15 protein-coding genes, 1 tRNA gene and 1 pseudogene are annotated in these 18,996 nt (G+C 40.6%); 6 read left to right on the plus strand and 11 right to left on the minus strand.

Annotated elements, in window-relative coordinates; genetic code table 11:
- Positions 1 to 57: 57 nt before the first annotated feature.
- Both F902_RS04625 and F902_RS04630 read right to left on the minus strand, forming a co-directional pair.
- Positions 58 to 1,317: an acyl-CoA dehydrogenase family protein gene (locus F902_RS04625; protein WP_005201423.1), complete on the minus strand. Its 1,260-nt coding sequence runs from the start codon at positions 1,315 to 1,317 to the stop codon at positions 58 to 60.
- A gap of 12 nt (positions 1,318 to 1,329) precedes the next feature.
- Entirely contained in the window at positions 1,330 to 2,580 is a 1,251-nt protein-coding gene (locus tag F902_RS04630) for an SfnB family sulfur acquisition oxidoreductase (RefSeq protein WP_005201425.1), read from the minus strand.
- A gap of 352 nt (positions 2,581 to 2,932) precedes the next feature.
- On the opposite strand from F902_RS04630, the gene F902_RS04635 reads away from it, so the two are divergent.
- Entirely contained in the window at positions 2,933 to 4,333 is a 1,401-nt protein-coding gene (locus F902_RS04635; protein WP_005201427.1) for an LLM class flavin-dependent oxidoreductase, read from the plus strand.
- A gap of 29 nt (positions 4,334 to 4,362) precedes the next feature.
- Here F902_RS04635 and F902_RS04640 read toward each other — a convergent pair whose 3' ends face one another.
- From F902_RS04640 to F902_RS04650, 3 genes are read right to left on the minus strand one after another with little or no spacing between them, the layout of a single operon-like run.
- The gene (locus F902_RS04640) at positions 4,363 to 4,758 is read right to left on the minus strand and encodes a DUF4870 family protein (RefSeq protein WP_004803794.1); all 396 of its coding nucleotides are present in this window, start codon (positions 4,756 to 4,758) and stop codon (positions 4,363 to 4,365) included.
- A gap of 33 nt (positions 4,759 to 4,791) precedes the next feature.
- Positions 4,792 to 5,409, minus strand: coding sequence for a DUF1294 domain-containing protein (locus F902_RS04645; RefSeq protein WP_004803792.1), 618 nt, complete (start codon positions 5,407 to 5,409; stop codon positions 4,792 to 4,794).
- Positions 5,410 to 5,418: 9 nt separating this feature from the next.
- Positions 5,419 to 6,369, minus strand: a complete 951-nt coding sequence (locus F902_RS04650; RefSeq protein WP_005201430.1) for a homoserine kinase — start codon at positions 6,367 to 6,369, stop codon at positions 5,419 to 5,421.
- Between the two features lie 101 nt (positions 6,370 to 6,470).
- Here F902_RS04650 and hisF point away from each other — a divergent pair, with 101 nt between their 5' ends.
- Complete coding sequence (hisF, locus tag F902_RS04655; protein ID WP_004659983.1) at positions 6,471 to 7,229, plus strand: imidazole glycerol phosphate synthase subunit HisF; 759 nt, start codon at positions 6,471 to 6,473, stop codon at positions 7,227 to 7,229.
- 305 nt (positions 7,230 to 7,534) lie between these two features.
- Here hisF and F902_RS04660 read toward each other — a convergent pair whose 3' ends face one another.
- Positions 7,535 to 8,188: a sterol desaturase family protein gene (locus F902_RS04660; protein ID WP_005201431.1), complete on the minus strand. Its 654-nt coding sequence runs from the start codon at positions 8,186 to 8,188 to the stop codon at positions 7,535 to 7,537.
- A 115-nt stretch (positions 8,189 to 8,303) separates the two neighbouring features.
- On the opposite strand from F902_RS04660, the gene F902_RS04665 reads away from it, so the two are divergent.
- Both F902_RS04665 and aqpZ read left to right on the plus strand, forming a co-directional pair.
- Positions 8,304 to 9,311, plus strand: coding sequence for an AraC family transcriptional regulator (locus F902_RS04665; RefSeq protein WP_005201434.1), 1,008 nt, complete (start codon positions 8,304 to 8,306; stop codon positions 9,309 to 9,311).
- Between the two features lie 175 nt (positions 9,312 to 9,486).
- Positions 9,487 to 10,176 carry an aquaporin Z gene (gene aqpZ, locus F902_RS04670; protein ID WP_005201436.1) on the plus strand — a complete coding sequence of 230 codons (690 nt, stop codon included), beginning with the start codon at positions 9,487 to 9,489 and terminating at the stop codon, positions 10,174 to 10,176.
- 49 nt (positions 10,177 to 10,225) lie between these two features.
- On the opposite strand, the gene F902_RS04675 is transcribed toward aqpZ, so the two are convergent.
- The 3 genes from F902_RS04675 to F902_RS04685 all read right to left on the minus strand — a co-directional run bounded on the left by F902_RS04675 (position 10,226) and on the right by F902_RS04685 (position 13,653).
- Positions 10,226 to 10,468, minus strand: coding sequence for a hypothetical protein (locus F902_RS04675; protein WP_005201439.1), 243 nt, complete (start codon positions 10,466 to 10,468; stop codon positions 10,226 to 10,228).
- 72 nt (positions 10,469 to 10,540) lie between these two features.
- Positions 10,541 to 11,614, minus strand: a complete 1,074-nt coding sequence (locus F902_RS04680) for a DNA/RNA non-specific endonuclease (RefSeq protein ID WP_017402270.1) — start codon at positions 11,612 to 11,614, stop codon at positions 10,541 to 10,543.
- 158 nt (positions 11,615 to 11,772) lie between these two features.
- Positions 11,773 to 13,653 (minus strand): potassium transporter Kup, encoded by a 1,881-nt coding sequence (locus F902_RS04685; RefSeq protein WP_005201444.1) that lies wholly within the window; start codon positions 13,651 to 13,653, stop codon positions 11,773 to 11,775.
- A 125-nt stretch (positions 13,654 to 13,778) separates the two neighbouring features.
- Between F902_RS04685 and F902_RS04690 the strand changes: the two genes are divergently transcribed.
- Both F902_RS04690 and F902_RS04695 read left to right on the plus strand, forming a co-directional pair.
- Positions 13,779 to 13,868, plus strand: a tRNA-Ser gene (locus tag F902_RS04690).
- A 183-nt stretch (positions 13,869 to 14,051) separates the two neighbouring features.
- Positions 14,052 to 15,248 carry a tyrosine-type recombinase/integrase gene (locus F902_RS04695; protein WP_005201447.1) on the plus strand — a complete coding sequence of 399 codons (1,197 nt, stop codon included), beginning with the start codon at positions 14,052 to 14,054 and terminating at the stop codon, positions 15,246 to 15,248.
- Between the two features lie 413 nt (positions 15,249 to 15,661).
- On the opposite strand, the pseudogene F902_RS04705 reads toward F902_RS04695, so the two are convergent.
- A pseudogene (locus tag F902_RS04705) lies at positions 15,662 to 17,127 on the minus strand (DUF6035 family protein).
- Between the two features lie 29 nt (positions 17,128 to 17,156).
- Positions 17,157 to 18,992: an ATP-binding protein gene (locus F902_RS04710; protein ID WP_005201452.1), complete on the minus strand. Its 1,836-nt coding sequence runs from the start codon at positions 18,990 to 18,992 to the stop codon at positions 17,157 to 17,159.
- Positions 18,993 to 18,996 lie beyond the last annotated feature (4 nt).

Genomic DNA, 18,996 nt, shown 5'->3' on the forward strand with positions numbered 1-18,996 from the left:
AGATAAAAGTGCACAACAGTTTTAGTTCAATAAAATCTATTGTGCACTTTTAAAAGACTAAGCTGGAATTTCTTTTTGATTCGCGGCTACAGGACTATTGCCAATCTGCCACACGTACGGCAAAGGCGCTTGATTGACTTCCCAATCTCCAATCACTTTCTGTTTATAGACCAATGGGTTGTGTGATGCAACCACACGAGCATTGCGCCAAAAACGGTCCAACTGCTTGTCAGTGCTACTGGCCGATGCGCCCAAGGCATTAAACAGCTCGGTGCTCAGATTCAAGACCAACTCCGCAATCACCACCTGCCCCTGTGCCGATACTAATTCAGCACGTTCATTGGCCTCCAACTCAGCCTGTTCATCATTCTGAAAATGTTGTAAATACGCAGCATCCAAAGCTTCAGCAGTAGTTAATGCAATACTTTGCGCCGCATAAGCTTCTGCAGACGCTTTGCCAATCACTTGCAGGATTTGTGCATCTTCACGTACCAAACTGGCATTGCCATGACTATAAATCCGCGTCCGCTGACGCACTTCCTGCTTAAAGGTCTCCACTGCACTGTGTGCAATCCCCGCCAAAGTCGCGAGATGTACCACCTGATAAAATGCAGTTTGATATTTAAATCGGTTTTCAAACACCAAAATGTGATCTCGGGCAATTTCTACATTGTTTAAGGTCAAGGTTCCGCTGCCCGTGGTTTTTTGCCCAAAGCCATCCCAATCATCCACAATATCAATGCCTTCTGCTTGCGTAGACACCGCAGCAATCACATGCTGATTGGTGGTTTCATCCAAAGCAAAAAGATCAATCCAGTCTGCGAAAATCGTGCCTGTGGAATAATACTTCTGACCATTAATACGGAGTTTGCCATCTTGCGTTACCTTGACACGAGTCGCCACATCTCCGATTTCAACTTTACCAATTTCTGTCCACGCATTCCCCACAATCTCACCACGGACAAAGCGTTCAAACCAGAGTGTCTGTGCTTCAGTTTTTTGTGCATTTAAACGGTCTTCGACAAAGGCAAAATGCCCCCGTAAGGCCTGAACCACATTGGAATCTGCTTGAGCAAGTTCAATTAATAACTGAAACAGCTGCTTTTGCGAAACCCCATCACCACCAAAAGCCACAGGCACGCGTACCGCGCCAAAGCCAGCCTGTTTTAACCATTGAATCGGTTCATAGGGCAAAGTTCGGTTTTTTTCCCGTGCTAAAGCACCTTCCGCAATTCGTTCGAAAATAGGACGGAACTTGCCCGCCACCTGTTCATAATGTGCACCCAAGGAGAGATTTTGATTACTTTGACTGGTCATAATAGCGTCCTCTTAGCTCCACGCATGACGTGGCAGTGCCACACCATTCAAATAATAATTACCCACCAGATTGTATTTCCAACGTACCGGATCATGCAGGGTATGCGTGCGTGCATTGCGCCAGTGCCGATCCAGATTCAACTCAGATAAGGTGGAACGGGTACCGGATAACTCAAATAATTTATTGGCTGCCAAGAGTGCGATTTCCGTAGTCAACACTTTCGATTCAGCCGTGAGTAAAGTTGCTTCTGTTACGGTATCTTCGGTTGGATTGGCCAAAGCACGATCAATCGCCTCACCTGCCAAAGCTAAAACTGCCTCTGCGGCACGCAATTTAATTTTTAGCTCACCAATATTGCTAATGGTATAAGGATCTTCACTGGCGTGTTCCACACCTGAATCAATCCACGGACGGGCATGCTCACGCACATAGCGGATGGTTTCCTCAATCGCCCCACGCGCAATCCCGGCATCGACAGCGGACTGAATAATTTGCGAAATTGCACCTGCTGCTGTTGGACGTTCAAAAGCCTGATGGATCGGTACCACATATTTTAAATCGACTCGAACATGATCCAGCTGCACGCTACCACTGGCCGTAGTGCGCTGACCAAAACTGCTCCAGTCATTCACAATGGTCAAACCTGGTGTATGTTGTGGTACCAGTGCTGCAAATACTTTGCCATCGTCACTGACTGCAACCACAGGAATCCAATGTGCCAATAAAGCACCTGTGGCAAAGAATTTCTGACCACTAATCAGCGCATAATCCTCTTTAAATTCAATTTTAGTAGTCAAATCCGCGACGGTTTTCGAGTTTTTTTCAGAGAATGCATTGCCTAAACGCTTGCCTTGCAGCACTTGTTCGAAGAAGAACTGTTGCTGTTCCAATGACGCATCCAAACGGATATGTTCTAAAAAGGCCCAATGATTTTGTGCAATCTGCCCTAAAGATGAATCTGCACTGGAAATAATAGTCACCACCTCAGCAAGGGTTTTATAACTCACCCCTGCCCCCCCGAACTGTTTCGGAATATTGATCCCCCACAGACCAGAGGCAGAATATTGTTGAATTTCCTGTAAGGGCAGCTTGCGCTCATGGTCACGCTTTGCCGCATCTTTGGCAAAAGCAGCCGCTATGCGATGTGCCACAGCGATGGCTTCTTGATCTGAAGCAATCACATGTGCTGGCGTATTATTCAAGTAAAAATCTTGCGGAATACTCTGTGCATCTTCCAATTTTATTTCTATTTTTGAGGTCATTATAAATACTCATCTTGCAGTTATAAAAAATAAACTAGCACTATTTTTATTGCATATTTATAAGTTAAATTTAGAACCTAATCTTTTTATTTAAAATAAACCCAGACCATTACTTATTTATTTAAAAAACAATTTAAAATCAAAAAGAAACAATCCTCTAAGCCTGACTTAGGCACCAACAAATTTCTCTCATTTAAAGAATAAAGTTTTGAATTTAATAAAAAATAATTTTTCAAACTACAATCCAAAATCACGTTAAATAGATTCATGATAAACATTTATTTTTTTATGATTAATCAATTCAATCTTTTTTAATTAAGATCAATAAAAATCTTTAATTTAGTAAAGAGCAATGAGCAAGCAAATTAGATTTAATGCCTTTGAAATGAACTGTATTGCGCATCAATCGCCTGGGTTGTGGCGTCATCCACTAGATCGCTCGACTGAATATAAAGACCTCGAATATTGGACCGATTTGGCCAAGATCTTAGAGCGTGGCAAGTTTGATGGGGTTTTTATTGCCGATGTTTTAGGCATTTATGATGTTTACCATCAATCAGCACAACATGCGCTCACAGGTGCCGTGCAAGTTCCCGTCAATGATCCTTTGCAAATCGTACCTGCTATGGCAGCAGTTACTAAACACCTAGGCTTCGGTCTGACGACTTCAATTTCGTTTGAACACCCTTATCCCTTTGCACGGCGCATGAGTACCTTAGATCATCTGACCAAAGGTCGCATTGGTTGGAACATCGTCACCTCATACTTGGAAAGTGGCTCAAAAAATTTAGGTCTTAAAACCCAAGTCAGTCATGATCAACGTTATGACATCGCTGATGAATATTTAGAAGTTCTCTATAAACTTTGGGAAGGTTCTTGGGAACAAGATGCTGTGCTGCGTGATAAAGAAAAAGGTATTTTTGCGGATCATCGCAAAGTTCATCCGATCAATCATCAAGGTCAATATTTTAGCGTTCCCGGCATTCATATTTGCGAACCATCACCGCAACGTACCCCTGTGCTCTATCAAGCAGGTGCATCCAGTCGTGGGCAATTATTTGCCAGCCAAAATGCTGAATGTGTGTTTATTTCAGCGCCCACCAAAGCAGCCGTGAAAAAACTGGTACAAGGCATTCGTTCCAACCTAGTTGAACAAGGCAAAGATCCTCATTCGATTTTGATCTATACCATGCTGTCGATCGTAGTGGATGAAACCGATGCAAAAGCCCAAGCAAAATTCAAAGAATATCAAAATTACGCCAGCTATCATGGCGGCTTAACCTTGGCATCAGGTTGGTCAGGGGTCGACTTCTCGCAATTCCATGCAGAAGACAAAGTTGAATATATTCATACCGATGCGATTCAATCGATGTTGGATTCTTATGTAAAAGCCGATCCGAATGGAATCTGGACCATTGAAGAGATTGCCAAATTTATTAGTATTGGTGGCAATGGCCCAGTACTGGTGGGCTCAGCTGCCACTGTGGCTGATCAACTACAGGCATGGACGGAAGAAACCGATATTGACGGATTTAACTTGGCCTATATTTTGGCGCATCAAAGCTTTGAAGATGTGGTGGAATATCTGGTGCCAGAACTACAGCAACGTGGCGTGTATGCAACGGAATATGCCGAAGGAACGTTGCGAGAGAAACTGTTTGGGCAAGGTCCATTGCTGACAGAACAGCATCGAGGGGCAAGCTATCGCTATCATGCAACAGCGAAAACCAATAACAATAAAGAACTCGCTTAGGTTCACAACCCAGCGAGTTCTGGCCGAGCTTAGCCTTGATACATCGGCTTATTGTCATTTAAGGCGATCAAACCACGGATGGCGCGATAGACAATCCAAATCCATGCACCAAAAATCACCGCAAAGGCAAAAGTGGTTGCAGAAACCGCAACGCCTGCAAAGGCCGTGCCGTTATCACCGGTAAAGAACAGGAACGAGAACGGAATAAAGGCAATAATATTCCAAGCCAAATACCACCAGAAAGTGCGGATTTGCCAAGTAAAGTGGCTTTCAAAAATTGAGCCTTGGACATCACTACGTTTTACATAGTTGATGATCAAAGCAATGATTGCCAATAGACCACCAGTAAAAATCGCAATGATATAAAGCACATACAGCACCAAAGTCAAAGTACGATTTGGATCTTGATCAACGGAATAATTCATTTTTATTTAATCTCCAGAAACAAACTCGCTCAATCAATAAAACACATTGAGCGGAGAAATTAACCAACATATCAATAGTATATGGAAGACTATGGTACAGAAATAAATCTTACGAAACGGTTGTTTTTGTGTTTTATGTCTCAGTTTTTGCTGAGCAAGCCAACCACCGCACCATCCCCCCAAAGAATCCACGATATGCAAAGTCTGCTCTGGAATACGTCGATTGCCCAACTGAGCGGCTTCTTTGTCTTGCGCATACAGCCAATAACTCAATACATTCATCAAGCTGACAAATAATAAGGTATATGGCGGCAGCAATTTACTAAAGCTTGCGATCAGCATAAAGACAATATAAATCACGATACCAATCTGCATCGCAGACCAGCGTTTCGACGGTTGAGGCTGACTCGGACGAGCACGATGTTCAATCACTTGCGATGCTTTTAAATACGTCGCCTGCTGAGCGCGATAACGACCGCGCTCATCCAGAATCACCACATACTCCAAGGCACAACCGACCAAGGGTCGCGGCCCTGTGCGAGCAAAGTCTTTGATATGGATAAAGACACGATCTTTTGCTGTGTCATTGGGTTGGATAAAGCCATAGCCTTTATCATCAAACCACTCAACTAAACGACCTTGATCTCGCATGTCTATTCCCTAAGCTGTGATTCGTTGTAAACGGTCTTGTAACATCATGCGCATTTCCAGCGGATCTTTTTGCAAAATATCATCGCCAGTACGCCCTTGCTCGGCATTTTTCTGCGCCACTTGTAAGCGCATACTCCAGAAACGGCACGCCGCCATTGCCAAGAAGATATTTAAACAGGCCAGCTCATCAACGGTCAGCTGACGAATGCTTTGATAAGCTGCAAGAAAGGCATTGGCCTTGGCTGGATCTAAATGCGCTTGTGGATAGGCAGTACAGAAATCATTGATACTAATCGCAATATCAAATAACCATTCATCTTGATTCAATTCATAAAAATCAAGAATACCCTGTAGTTGATCGCCTTCAAACAAGGTGTTATCTCTGAATAAATCAGAATGAATAAAGCCCGTAGGACGGTCTGGATGCTGTTGCGTGACCTGTGCAAATTGCTGAAAAACCTGAGCCAACAATGCCTGATCTTGCGCATTCATTTGTGGCTTAAGTTGCTCAGCGACATCTGACCAATATTGATGATTACGATTAAAATCACGTTCTAAAGGAAAGCCTTGTAAGGCCAAATGCAATTTTGCCTGTGCTTGTGCAATCGCCTGAATTTGGATAATACTGGCATCTTCTGGATGCTCACCCATCAAGCGTGGCGCAATTTGTGCAGGTTTATCTGCAATAGTATGAATGGCCTGACCACTGTGCTTTAAAGGCACTGCCACAGGTACACCTGCCTCACCCAAACAATCCAGTACAGGTACCAATTCACCTGCACCTTCAGCATCTAATTCTTCAAAAACCGTTAAAACATAGTGTTTCTGTGATTGATCCACCAAAAAATAATTGGTGTTTTGAATACCGCCTTGGATTGGAATCAGGTCAATCACCGCTAAACCATAAGGCTCAGCAAAGGCTTGAACTTCTTCTAAACTCAACGGGGTATAAACCGACATGGAAAACCTGCAAAAAATAGCTGTGAAGTTTGATAGAATACCTGTTCCCTCCATGAAGGTGTAGCACCCCTTTCTTTATTGGCGATTTTTTGGAAAATTTTATGCTCGCAAAACGTATTATCCCTTGCTTAGATGTTGATAATGGTCGAGTCGTCAAAGGCGTTCAATTCCTTGATATTCGTGACGCAGGTGACCCTGTTGAAGTCGCCCGTCGTTATAACGAACAAGGCGCCGATGAAATTACCTTTTTAGATATTACTGCTACCCATCATGGACGCGACACCACTTACCGTACCGTAGAACGCATGGCAGAAAGCGTTTTTGTACCATTAACTGTGGGTGGTGGTGTCCGTAAAGTTGAAGATATCCGTTTATTGTTGAATGCAGGTGCCGATAAAGTCAGTATCAACTCGGCTGCCGTGTTTACTCCTGAGTTTGTCCAAGAAGCTTCTCAACGCTTTGGTGCACAATGTATCGTGGTTGCGATTGATGCGAAAAAAACCGGCGAGAACAAGTGGGAAATTTTTACCCACGGCGGTCGTAAACCAACAGGCATCGATGCGATTGAATGGGCGGTGAAAATGGCCGACTTCGGTGCAGGCGAACTGCTGATTACCAGTATGGATGCCGATGGTACTAAAGCAGGTTATGACATTGCCTTAATGCGTCAGATCAATGATCGCGTCAATATCCCGACCATCGCTTCGGGTGGTGTAGGCAACTTACAGCATTTGGCCGATGGCATCTTAAAAGGCGGTGCAGATGCAGTACTTGCTGCTTCTATTTTCCACTTTGGTCAACACACCATTCCAGAAGCAAAACAATATCTTGCTGAACAAGGCATTGAGATGCGTCTTTAATTAGATGAGCCATAAAAAACCTCTCAAGCGAGAGGTTTTTTTATTTAAAAATAGCTGTATACAGATAAAAAAATACCTTGCTGAGCAAGGTATGGAAACTGCGTTATACAACGCTAGAGGGTAAGCACAATATCATCATTTTGAACAAATTCTGAGCATTTAAAATGCTTGAGCTAAATTAGCGAGAAAATGCACAAAGATATTGACATTAAAAACCAATTTTATTGACAATTCACGACATCCCCCTATTTTTGTCGTCATGATTTGTCAATAAAAGCCTGCTCAGCCCACTAGATCAATCCAATTTAAGCCACCGATTCTTGCGATTGTTTTTGCGGTGGCTCAGCAACAGGTGCTTCCACCAATTTTGGTTTTTGCTCGACCCATTTTGCAGGAAAAACGGATTCAATCGCTTGCGTCAATGCTTTAGACAAGGCTGCAGGTAAAGGAAGACCCAATGGATTGGCCTCTTTTAAATCCGCAGAAGACACCACACGGGTCCCCATCACATAATCAAACCATGGACGCGTCACACACCAGTTGGCATCTTGGTTTGAATTCATATGATGATCATAATGCCAAGGAATGGTTCGTTTTGCCCAATCTGGTTCTAAGTGTGCACGACGATGCACATAATAATAGTTGCCTGCACTATACAGTGCTGCCAAAGACATGCCTTTTGAAATGGGATAAAACGCCACACTGGCAACGCCTGCCACCACTGCCAATGACATGATTTCATTACGGGTACGCCAATGCTCCACACCCTCAACATAGCAATCATCCGAAAACTGCTGTTTACGTACTTCACGATGATGCGCCCAGTGCGATTCCATGCTTTTCGGCACAGGGCTATAACGTGGCTGCCCTGGGCGATGTACCCCATGCAAAATGTATTTATGTGCAAACCATTCAAAGGCATTTGCAACAGCCAAACCTGCGATAAAACCCTTAATCATGGTTTTCTCCAAATGTTTCCTTATTTTTATTCAAGATATAAATTTTTGTAGGCGAAGTATTGACGATGCGATATATTTATATTGACAAAACACGACAAGATAAGAGGTAGACAGGATGTCTCAACTCAAGAACTATACAGGCTCTGTTTTTGGTGGTTTGGGGCATTTATTAAAAGCATATTGCGAAGCAGAGAACATCCATATTCCTGAACAATTACAACAGGTTCAAAACCTAGAGCGTTTTGATTATGTGATTTGGCGGGATCTACTAGAAGATCTAAATCGACTACATCCAAAGAGTGGTCTAGGCTTGGAAATCGCAGCCTATGTACAACCCAAACACTTGGGCATCATTGCCTATCTGGCGCTGTCCTGTGAAAACCTAGGTGAAGCTTTGGCACGCTATCATGATTTTCATCGCCTGATTTATGATGGTAGCCCTTTGGTGGTTGAATTTAATCACCCTTATGCATCGATTCGTTGGGAAGCCCCTGAACCACATCCGACCCAGTTGACCGATGAAATCGCGATTGCCTTGATGGTGCAGTTCCTTAAACTGTTTATGTCGGGTGACACGATTCATCTGCATGAAGTGCATTTCGTCAATACTGCACCAAAAAACATCAGCATTTATGAGCAGTATTTCCACTGTAAAGTGCGTTTTGAACAGCCCAAAACACAATTATTATTGCCAGTGAGCGAAGCTTTTAAGCCACTCAAAACAGGTGATCACACCTTACAACAACTGTTGTTACAGCAAGCCCAAGCCTTGCTGGATAAATTGCCCAATTCAACCCAATTGGATCAGCGGCTACAACATGCCATTTTGACTGGGCTACAAAAGAACCAATATCAAATCGATTTTATCGCCGAAAAACTGGGTCTGTCGGTGCGCCAATTACAGCGTCATTTACAACAACAAGACACCACCTTTCAGGAACGGGTACAGCAGGTCCGCTTTATGCTGGCGACCGAATATTTAAAAGACCCTCATCTGAGTTTACAAGAAATTGCGCTACTGCTCTGTTATTCTGAACAAAGTGCTTTTCAACGTGCTTTTAAGATTTGGACGGGGCAAACCCCGCAACAGTGGCGAAACAACAACACAATTTACAATTCGTAATAAAAACACTCATGAACTAACGGTTTCGCAACTGATCGATTTTTTTGCCCGTTTTATATAAGAGCCTATATACCTATGTGAATTAGTTCACAATTTTTTCACGCAGGTTAAACATATCCATAATAAATTTTGGATGCTTGCTTTTTTATTTTTTATAACTGATGTGGTGATAACAATGAACAAATATTTAGCAGAATTTTTGGGAACCTTTTGGCTTGTTTTTGGTGGTTGTGGTAGTGCTGTGCTTGCAGCTGCATACCCAGAACTTGGCATTGGTTTCTTAGGTGTTGCATTAGCATTTGGTTTAACTGTTTTAACAGGTGCTTACGCTTTCGGTCATATTTCTGGTGGTCACTTTAACCCTGCTGTCAGTGTAGGTTTATGGGTGGGTGGACGTTTTGATTCTAAAGATTTAGTCCCTTATATCGTATCTCAAGTGATTGGTGGTGCGCTTGCAGCATTCGTGCTGTACATCATCGTACAAGGTCAAGCTGGTTTTGCTGGTACTGGCGGTTTCGCAACCAATGGCTATGGTGAACTCTCTCCAAACCATTTCTCTGTTGCGTCAGCATTCCTGATTGAGGTTGTTTTAACTGCGTTCTTCTTGATCGTGATCATGGGGGCTACTGATCGTCGCGCGCCTGCGGGCTTTGCACCAATCGCAATTGGTTTAGCTTTAACGTTGATCCACTTGATCAGTATTCCAGTCACCAACACCTCAGTAAACCCTGCACGTAGTACTGCAGTTGCGTTATTTGCTGAGACAGCAGCAATCAGCCAACTTTGGTTATTCTGGGTTGCACCAATCATCGGTGCCATCATTGGTGCAGTGATCTATAAAGTGGTGGGTAGCGACAAAGACTAAGCGCGATATACTCCATAAAAAAACAGCCTGCAACGGCTGTTTTTTTTATTTATAGAAATGGATTTTCAATATCCTGCTCAGGTTTTCTGTCAATCTGCTCAGGAAGTTGTTCTTTTTCCAAAGCGGCAACCACCTCATTGATAAAGCTTTGCAATGCCTTGGCCGTTTTCAGCCCTGCCTGATCTTTGGTAATCTGTAAATTGCCATATAAGCTCACGCAATCGACCTGATTTTCCAAAGTCAGATCATAAATTGCTGAAGATTCATCACCCTGTTCAAAAGGCTTAAACATCTTTTTTCTCTCATTGTTGTTGTCTATCCCACAACATGATCCATGCAGGATGACTTTGCAAGATGTTCTACATTATCTCAACATTTGTAAGAAATACTGCAGCAATGCATTTACCAATTGATTGATCAAGGCTTGTTTGGTCTCTTCATCAATTTGTGGGAATTTGCTTTCTGCGGCCTCGGTTTGCTGTGAAGTAAATTCACGTTGCTGCACTTGAATGGCATCTGTTTTAGCTTCTTCTGCACACTGGCTCTGTCCATCCCAATGCGAATAACTGATGTCTTTATTCGGCTTTACTTGTACTGCAGAAAGTGGCAATTGATAAACATTACGCTTCTGTTGTTCCGTCAATTGAGGGAACAAGTTAATGCCAAGTTTCTCTTCCAAATAGCAAACACTGACCACTTTGACCTGTTGAGAATTATTATTCGGCGCATAGTAGGCCCCAATAATCCCCTGCTTGGGTAAATACACCGCTTTGTACACTGCAGTCGGGACAATCACGCCGCTGCCTATGGTTTTAAGTCGCTTGCCTTCAAATACAGGACCGGTCAGCACATAGGCATCTTTATGCTGCTTGGTTACCATCGAGCGCACCGCTTCTTCTAATTTACGCCACACTTCCTGATTATTCTTCGGCGCTTGCGGCACCATATTGGCCAATGAAAAGCTGTCATATTGCGCCGCAGTATTATTCATATCACCATTCGGCGCCATATGACCACGGTCATAGCCTGAACCACGATAGTCTGACAATAAAGCACGATGCGCAGGCTTTAGCCGTGTTTCTTCATGGAAATTATCTTCACGTTTAATTTTGATGCTTAAGCGTTCTGGGGTCAGATATTCTGCCGTCCACAATGGGGTCTTAGAAATACCTGAATACATCACATTAAAATCATTAAAACATAGTGCATAACTGTCTTTTTTCAGACTGTCTTTACTGAGTAAGGGTGGAACATCACGATAAAACTGTTTTAAACAACCCGTATTACTGGATTGAAATGGGATGAACTTGGAAATTTTTTCACTGCCAAATGCGATCGCAAAACTCCCTGTTGCGACCAGTGCCAACATCATTTTTCCAACATTTTGGCTCAAAAAAGCAAATGGGCTTTTACTCTTTCGGGTTGGTCTCTTTGCCATAACTACATCAAAATCAATATGAACGCGCAGCTTAACAACTCAAAAGTCCTGTGTATATTGAGTTTCAGCCCAGAGCGACACTTTATGTCGCAAATCTGTACACTTGATCTACAGACAATAAAAAAGGCACGCTCAGGTGCCTTTTTTATACAGTTTTCTTAAATTTCGATCTGACTACCCAACTCCACCACACGGTTGGTTGGAATCTGGTAGAAGTCACTGACAGGGCTGGTGTTGCGCTGCATTGAAATAAACAGCTTTTCACGCCACGGCGACATGCCATCCCCCACGGTATGCACAATACGATCACGTGAAATAAAGAAACTCATTTGCATCATATCGAATTCAAAACCAAGCTCCTTATAAGCTTGCTCTAATGCATTCGGTACATTCGGCTGATCTTTAAATCCGTAGTACATATAGATACGATAAAAATGCTCATCCAATTTTTCAACTTTTAGGCGATCTTCATCTGCCACATATGGAATATCTTGGGTATATACCGTGACCATCACATTACGCTCATGCAGCACCTTGTTGTGCTTAATATTATGCAGCATTGCATGCGGCACAATATTCGGTGTTCCAGTTAAGAAAATCGCTTCGCCTGGTACGAAATGGGTTTCTTTGCTCATGCCAATACTTTTGATAAACAATTCAATTGGTAAAGCATTGGTTTCCATACGGTTATAGACAATTTCGCGACCACGTTTCCAAGTCATCAAAATGGTATATACCACCACACCAATCAAGATCGGCACCCAACCGCCTGAGAGGATTTTTAATGAGGTTGAACCCACAAAAATTAAATCAATAATCAGGAACGGCACCGCAAATAAGGCCACTTTCCATAACGGCCAACGCCATACGCCATAGGCTAAGGTCGAGATCAAAATCGTACCGCAGAGCATGGTCATGGTCACCGCTACACCATAAGCACTCGCCAATTCTGCACTGCTTTCAAATAGTAAAATCAGGATCACCACCGAGATAAACAACACCCAGTTAATGAAGGGTAAATAGATCTGCCCTTGTTCCACATCCGAAGTATGATGCACGGTTAAGCGCGGTAAGTAGCGTAATTGAATGGCTTGGTTCGCCATCGAAAAAACACCTGTGATTACTGCTTGAGAGGCAATCACGGCTGCGGCTGTTGCCAAGCCAATCATTGGGAATAAAGCCCAATCTGGAACCAATAAATAGAATGGGTTTTCAATGGCTTTAGCGTCGCGTAATAGCAATGCACCTTGACCTGCATAGTTCAAAAGCAAACAAGGCAGTACCACCAAGAACCACGCCAATTTAATCGGCACACGCCCAAAATGTCCCATGTCCGCATACAACGCCTCACCACCGGTCATGGTCAGAATCACTGCACCCATGGTGATAAAGGCAACTGTCGGCTGATCAAAGACAAAATGGAATGCCCAATACGGATTGACCATCATCAAGACATACGGGGTCTGGATAATGCTCCACAGTCCAATTAGGCCAATGGACGCAAACCATAGCAGTGTAATCGGGCCAAAGAATTTCCCCATGGTGGCGGTACCATGCCGCTGCACCATAAATAATGCCGTGAGGATACCCAAAGCAATCGGCACCAACCAACGATCTAAAGCAGGCGTCACCAGACTTAAACCTTCAATCGCAGACAGTACTGAAATTGCCGGGGTAATGATCCCGTCACCAAAAAACAGTGATGCGCCGATAAAGCCCAATGCAATCAGAAAGATTTTATTTTTATTACTAAAAACGGAGGAGCGCAAATTCAGTGCAAGCAGTGACATGATCCCGCCTTCACCATTGTTGTCCGCACGCATGATCATTGAGACGTACTTAAAACTAATCGTTAGGTTCATACACCAGAAGATCAGCGAAAGAATACCTAAAATCGAACCTTCACTGATATCAACATGTCCTGTGACAAAGCATTGCCGTATTGCATAGAGTGGACTGGTTCCAATGTCTCCAAATACCACCCCTAATGCTGCCAGCGTCATCGCGGGCAATGCGGCTTTTTTTGCAGTACTTTGCATATGATGTTGTCTTCAAAATTGAACGTTATATGGCGCAATATTATCACTAGCCAAAAAGTTTTTCTGCAAATCTGTTCGACTACAACTTGGCAGCATGCATTTTTTTGGGTACTATCGCACACCTTGGTGAGGTGTCCGAGTGGCTGAAGGAGCACGCCTGGAAAGTGTGTATACGTTTGCGCGTATCGAGGGTTCGAATCCCTCTCTCACCGCCAAGATTCTGTTTTAAAAAAACCGAAACATACCTGAAAGGCTTAAATTACAATGATTTAAGCCTTTTTTAATGTTCTTTTAAATCCTTGGCTATCCTTGTACTCCTGAAACATCATGGGGGACAAGTGGGGGATGATTTGGTTATACTATAGATCGTCCCCCAAATCCCAAAGAAATAGCTAAAAATGCTGACAGATGCACACGTTAGAAAAATAAAGCCGCTTGAAAAGAAAAAGCGTTATGCCGATGAAAAAGGACTATACCTTGAGGTCACGCCTTCAGGTGGAAGGTTCTGGCGATTGAAGTATCGCTTCAATGGTCGTGAAAGTACTTTAACCATTGGGAGCTATCCTGAAATCTCATTAGCTCAAGCTCGTCGCACCCGTGACGAAGCTCGTATACAGCTTTATAAAAATATTGACCCTAATGCCATAAAAAATGATCGCCTTCAGCAAAATGATGAAAGTAAGCTATTTAAAGTTCTTGCGATAGAGTGGATGGAAGATCGTAAAGCTGTTATTAAAGAAGCAACTTATCTACGTGATTTATCGGTTTTTGAAAAAGACATATTTCCTGCATTGGGTAACATGCCTATTGATCTAATCAAAGGGAAAGATGTACTCGCATGTGCTAAAAAAATTGAAGCACGTGGCGCACAAGAAATGGCAAAACGCTCTATTCCTTTGACTGGACGCATTTTCCGTTTTGCGATTCGTAAAGGATTGATTGAGAATGATCCAACACCTCACCTTCACGAAGCCTTAAAGCCTCGTAAAGTGAAGCATATGGCTCGATTGGATATTTCGGAGTTCCCTCCTTTTCTTGAACGCATGGATCGTTACCATGGGAATCCAGTGATCAAAACTGCACTTCAGTTGATGACTCTCACTTTTGTACGGACTACTGAACTCAGAATGATGGAATGGAGTGAAATCGATTTTGAGAACAAGATATGGCGTATACCAGCCGAAAAAATGAAAATGGCTTTGCCTCATCTCGTTCCATTATCTACGCAAGCAATTGAACTACTAGAAAGCTTATTACCACTCACAGGAAGAAAGCCCTATGTTTTTTATAATCACAGCACAGCCAAACCTATGAGTAGTAATGCAATTTTGTGTGTGATCCGCACAATGGGCTATAACGGTAAAATGACTGGACATGGTTTCCGTGGGCTTGCATCTACCACCTTACATGAGCAAGGTTATATGCATGATGCGATTGAAATTCAATTAGCACATCGGGTTGGTAATGCTGTTTCACAGGCTTATAATCATGCTCAACACTTAGAGTATCGAGTTAAGATGATGCAAGAGTGGTCTGATTTTATTGATAGTTTACGTAATAAAACTGTGCCTTTTCCTAAACATAAAAGAGCTTAGATCGAAAGCCACGCTCTTACCAAAGTAATAGAATTAATATTAGAACTTAGGATTTATATACGAAAGGGATGTTATTTCTTTACCACAGTATGAGCATTTATAGATTCCTCTATATGAAGGAGCTAGATTTAAATGCTCATGTTTTTTCAAGATCTTGTTTTGCTTTTCGCCTATATAGGACATAATTATGCCCCAATATATTCGTACAACTCGTCTTTGTCATTTTTTAGAAACCAAAAATTAATTTGTTCAACAATATCATATTTATAATTTATTCAAGCATTTATAAATACCATCTAAAACTTTCAAATATCTGATATTCTTCCTAGCACTGTGCAATCATTCAGATGAATGATTTTGGAAGTAATGGTATAAGGTGGTTGGTATTCCATAATACATTTACTCTGATAAGTTTATTGCGAATGAGATTTACAGCTTTCACCCCAAGCAATCAATTGTCCATGAAATTCAGGCACTAAAAACTCAATCAATTGATTTAAATCATGTTGATAAATTTTAGCATTCTCAGACTGTTGCTTATATGCTTCATAACGCCTTTGCCACTTACCAGAAATATCTCTATTATTCAACAAATTAGGCTTTCCAGTTACTTTTAGAGTAAGGAGGAAATGCTTAACATCAAGTTATGAGCTACACTCACCATATCGTTAATATTATTACCTACAACATAACCAAATTTTGCACTTAAAATTGAGTTGACCACTGTTTTATAGGGTGCATGCAAAAGGTATTTGGGAGTACTAATTCCCATTAGTTCAAGCTCTTTACGAATAGAGAACCACTTATAGTTAAATTGACTGTCGGTAAGGTAATGAGTTTTTCGCCATAGTTCAGTAAATTCAACTAATAGTTCCGATTTAGTTTTTGATGGGGCTTGGGTGTCTAGATCAATCTGCTTCAGTGATTCAATATACTTTTGAACTTTTAATTTATCTTTTTGATTCTTACTCTCTTGTAAATAACTATGTTGTAAGCCTAATTTTTGCTTTAACTTTCGATATTCAGCTTCATAATCAAAAAAATATATCTGCTTTGTAGATTCGTTATGGACTAAATTTTGAAATTCGATGAACTCAGTATTCCATTTATTAATAATTTGATTATTCTTAATTTCAGGCTTTAAATAATGACACTCTAAAGTGAAAGCTTTTGTTTTAATTGATTGAGCGACTGTAGAATCATTCACTACAAATGCATTCGCATTATTATTGTAGTAAATATCTTGCATTGACTGCTTCTTCGCTTTTTCTGTTGGCTCAAAATGATTAAAAATCCATAGTAAGCAAGCATTGTTATCTTGATAGAAAATTTTTCGATCAATAATAACATTCAAAAAAGTTGTAGAAAGTTGTCCTTCAAAAACAACTAATTGCTTTTTATATAATGACGATACATCTGGTCTACGCCATTGCTTTAAGTCAATGCTTTTACGAACTTGCTCAATATGAATATCACTAAAAGCCTCATCTGCCTGAAGGCTCTTATATATATTCTCTTTTAGCAATTTATGTTGTTGAGTTTCTTTTGCAATCTGATACTTTAAAGCAGTTTTTTCTTGCTCTGATAGCTGTTTAATATGCTTTACAGGACACTTGAAGTTTGGGTTATTTTCTAACTCAGGAATATGTTTAAAAAAGAATGTTGCCGAAGTGTTGATCTGCATGTGATCTGTACGTCTAGCAAGTGTTACAGGTGATTGACACCAAGCACAAGTGAAATGAGGGTTAGTTTTATCTCGTTTAAATCGTTCCCTTACTTGGGTACGCCATTGAGTAAGCTCCATCTCGGATTGTTGGAAGAATACATCAACATCGATCCACATATTTTGATCTGTATCAATGATATGAATTAACTTCATATACTCTCCATCCTAATACAACTTAGCCATTAATTCACAGGGAAAAAACCCACCCTTTCGCCATCACCAGCACTTGGTCCAAAAAATTCCGTATAACTTAATTGATTTTTCTGTTGTTCATTTGGCTCTTCATTCTCTAAGACTATAACCTGTCCAATATGTTTTCGTGTCGCTAACCACCCATAAAAACTATCTTTAACACCTTCTGGTAACAACTCTCCATCTAAATTCACATCATTTTCATGTAACTCTTTTTTTGAATGTTTAGGATCTTTATAAGTAACGACTGGAGAATCTATAATAACAAATCCTAGATGAGGTAAATTCTTCTCAATATTAAGTTCCATTAACGCAACCATATAAGCAGTTAAGAATATACCCCGTTTTCCTTTTCCATACGAAACCCTAGCTCTTTGATTAACCTTTATATCAATACATTTATCATCAAAGTCAATCGTTCGAACATCAGGAACTTTCCATTTTTCTAATAATTCTTTGATTCTTACTGATAGATCTGTTGCCGATTTAGCAATATTTCTTTCTATTTTCTGAGTCATACGCTTAGATTTTGGTATTTCTTTCTCTAATTGTATTTGTAACCTTTCAATAATTTTAAAATTATTCAAATAAATCGATAACTCAGCTTTTCTCTCAGTAAGTTCATTTAGATTATCTTTAATACTTACACCATCTGCTTCTAGTAAGTTTTTTTGCTGGATTTTATTGCTCTCCAAATTATAATTTAAACTATCCAATTTTAGAGAAAGTTCGGAAATTTCAGAATCTATATCTTCTATAGCGTACCTTAAACCATCTCGTAATCGATTTATTTTTTGAATTTCTACGGCAGCACCATTTCTTATTTTAGCAAAATCTACTTCTGAAATATGATGCCTTTTTTGGTGATCTAACGTAGTTAAACAAATTGGACAGGATCTATTCGGTAAATTAGCTACGATTGAGGCAGATATATTTGTCATCTCCAGTCTACTAATATCATTCAAATACTTCTGATCAAGTATAGAAAATTGCTCTTTAGCTTCTATTAGACTTATTACTTTCGGATTAGTTTCGTTTATTTCTCGCTCAAATGAAGAAAACTCACTTTTTAATTCTCTTAATGCTTGATAGTCACATGACAAAAATTTATTAATTTCATCTATTTGCAAAGAGATCTTATCAAGATTATCTTCAACATCTTCCTTACTTATATCTTTTGGAATTTCATCATTAAGTATCTGTATCTGTTCCTGTAATGATGACACTTGTCCTTTAGCTTGGTTTCTAGCATCCGTTGAAATAGCTAAAGGCATCTGTGAATCATCAGAACCTGTTAAAAAAAAAGATAAAGCAGATCTATTTCTAACCTTTGTATTGGAGTCTTTACCTTCAAAATTAATATTATCGAGAGTCTGAATCTCATCAAATATACTAATGCGCCTTAAGTCATTTGCTGTAACACGACCTAAAGTTCCCAATTTAACTAATATTTTGTTTTCTTGAATATTATTCTCAGTTATCAAAAAATCATCTACTTTAAGATCAAGTTTTTGATCTAAGTCTACTCGGATATCTGAATATATTCCTTCATGTATACTTTCTTGACCATTAGCTAAACTTTTAAAAATTGTAAATTCTTTTCCATTATTCGATTCAATTTGTAGAATAGCTAAACTGTATCCTTCACTAAAACCTACATCCTTAGGGATTTTTTCATCTCCTAAGCAAAACCTAATACACTCAACGATATATGATTTTCCAGTATCAGTTGGGCCAAAAATTAAATGAGATTTTTTATCAAAATTTAATATAGCTGGTTTTTTATTATTTCCAATAACTATCAAAGATTTTATAAAAAACTTCATTTAA

It is taken from the genome of Acinetobacter higginsii (genome assembly GCF_000369525.1).
GTDB classification, from domain to species: domain Bacteria; phylum Pseudomonadota; class Gammaproteobacteria; order Pseudomonadales; family Moraxellaceae; genus Acinetobacter; species Acinetobacter higginsii.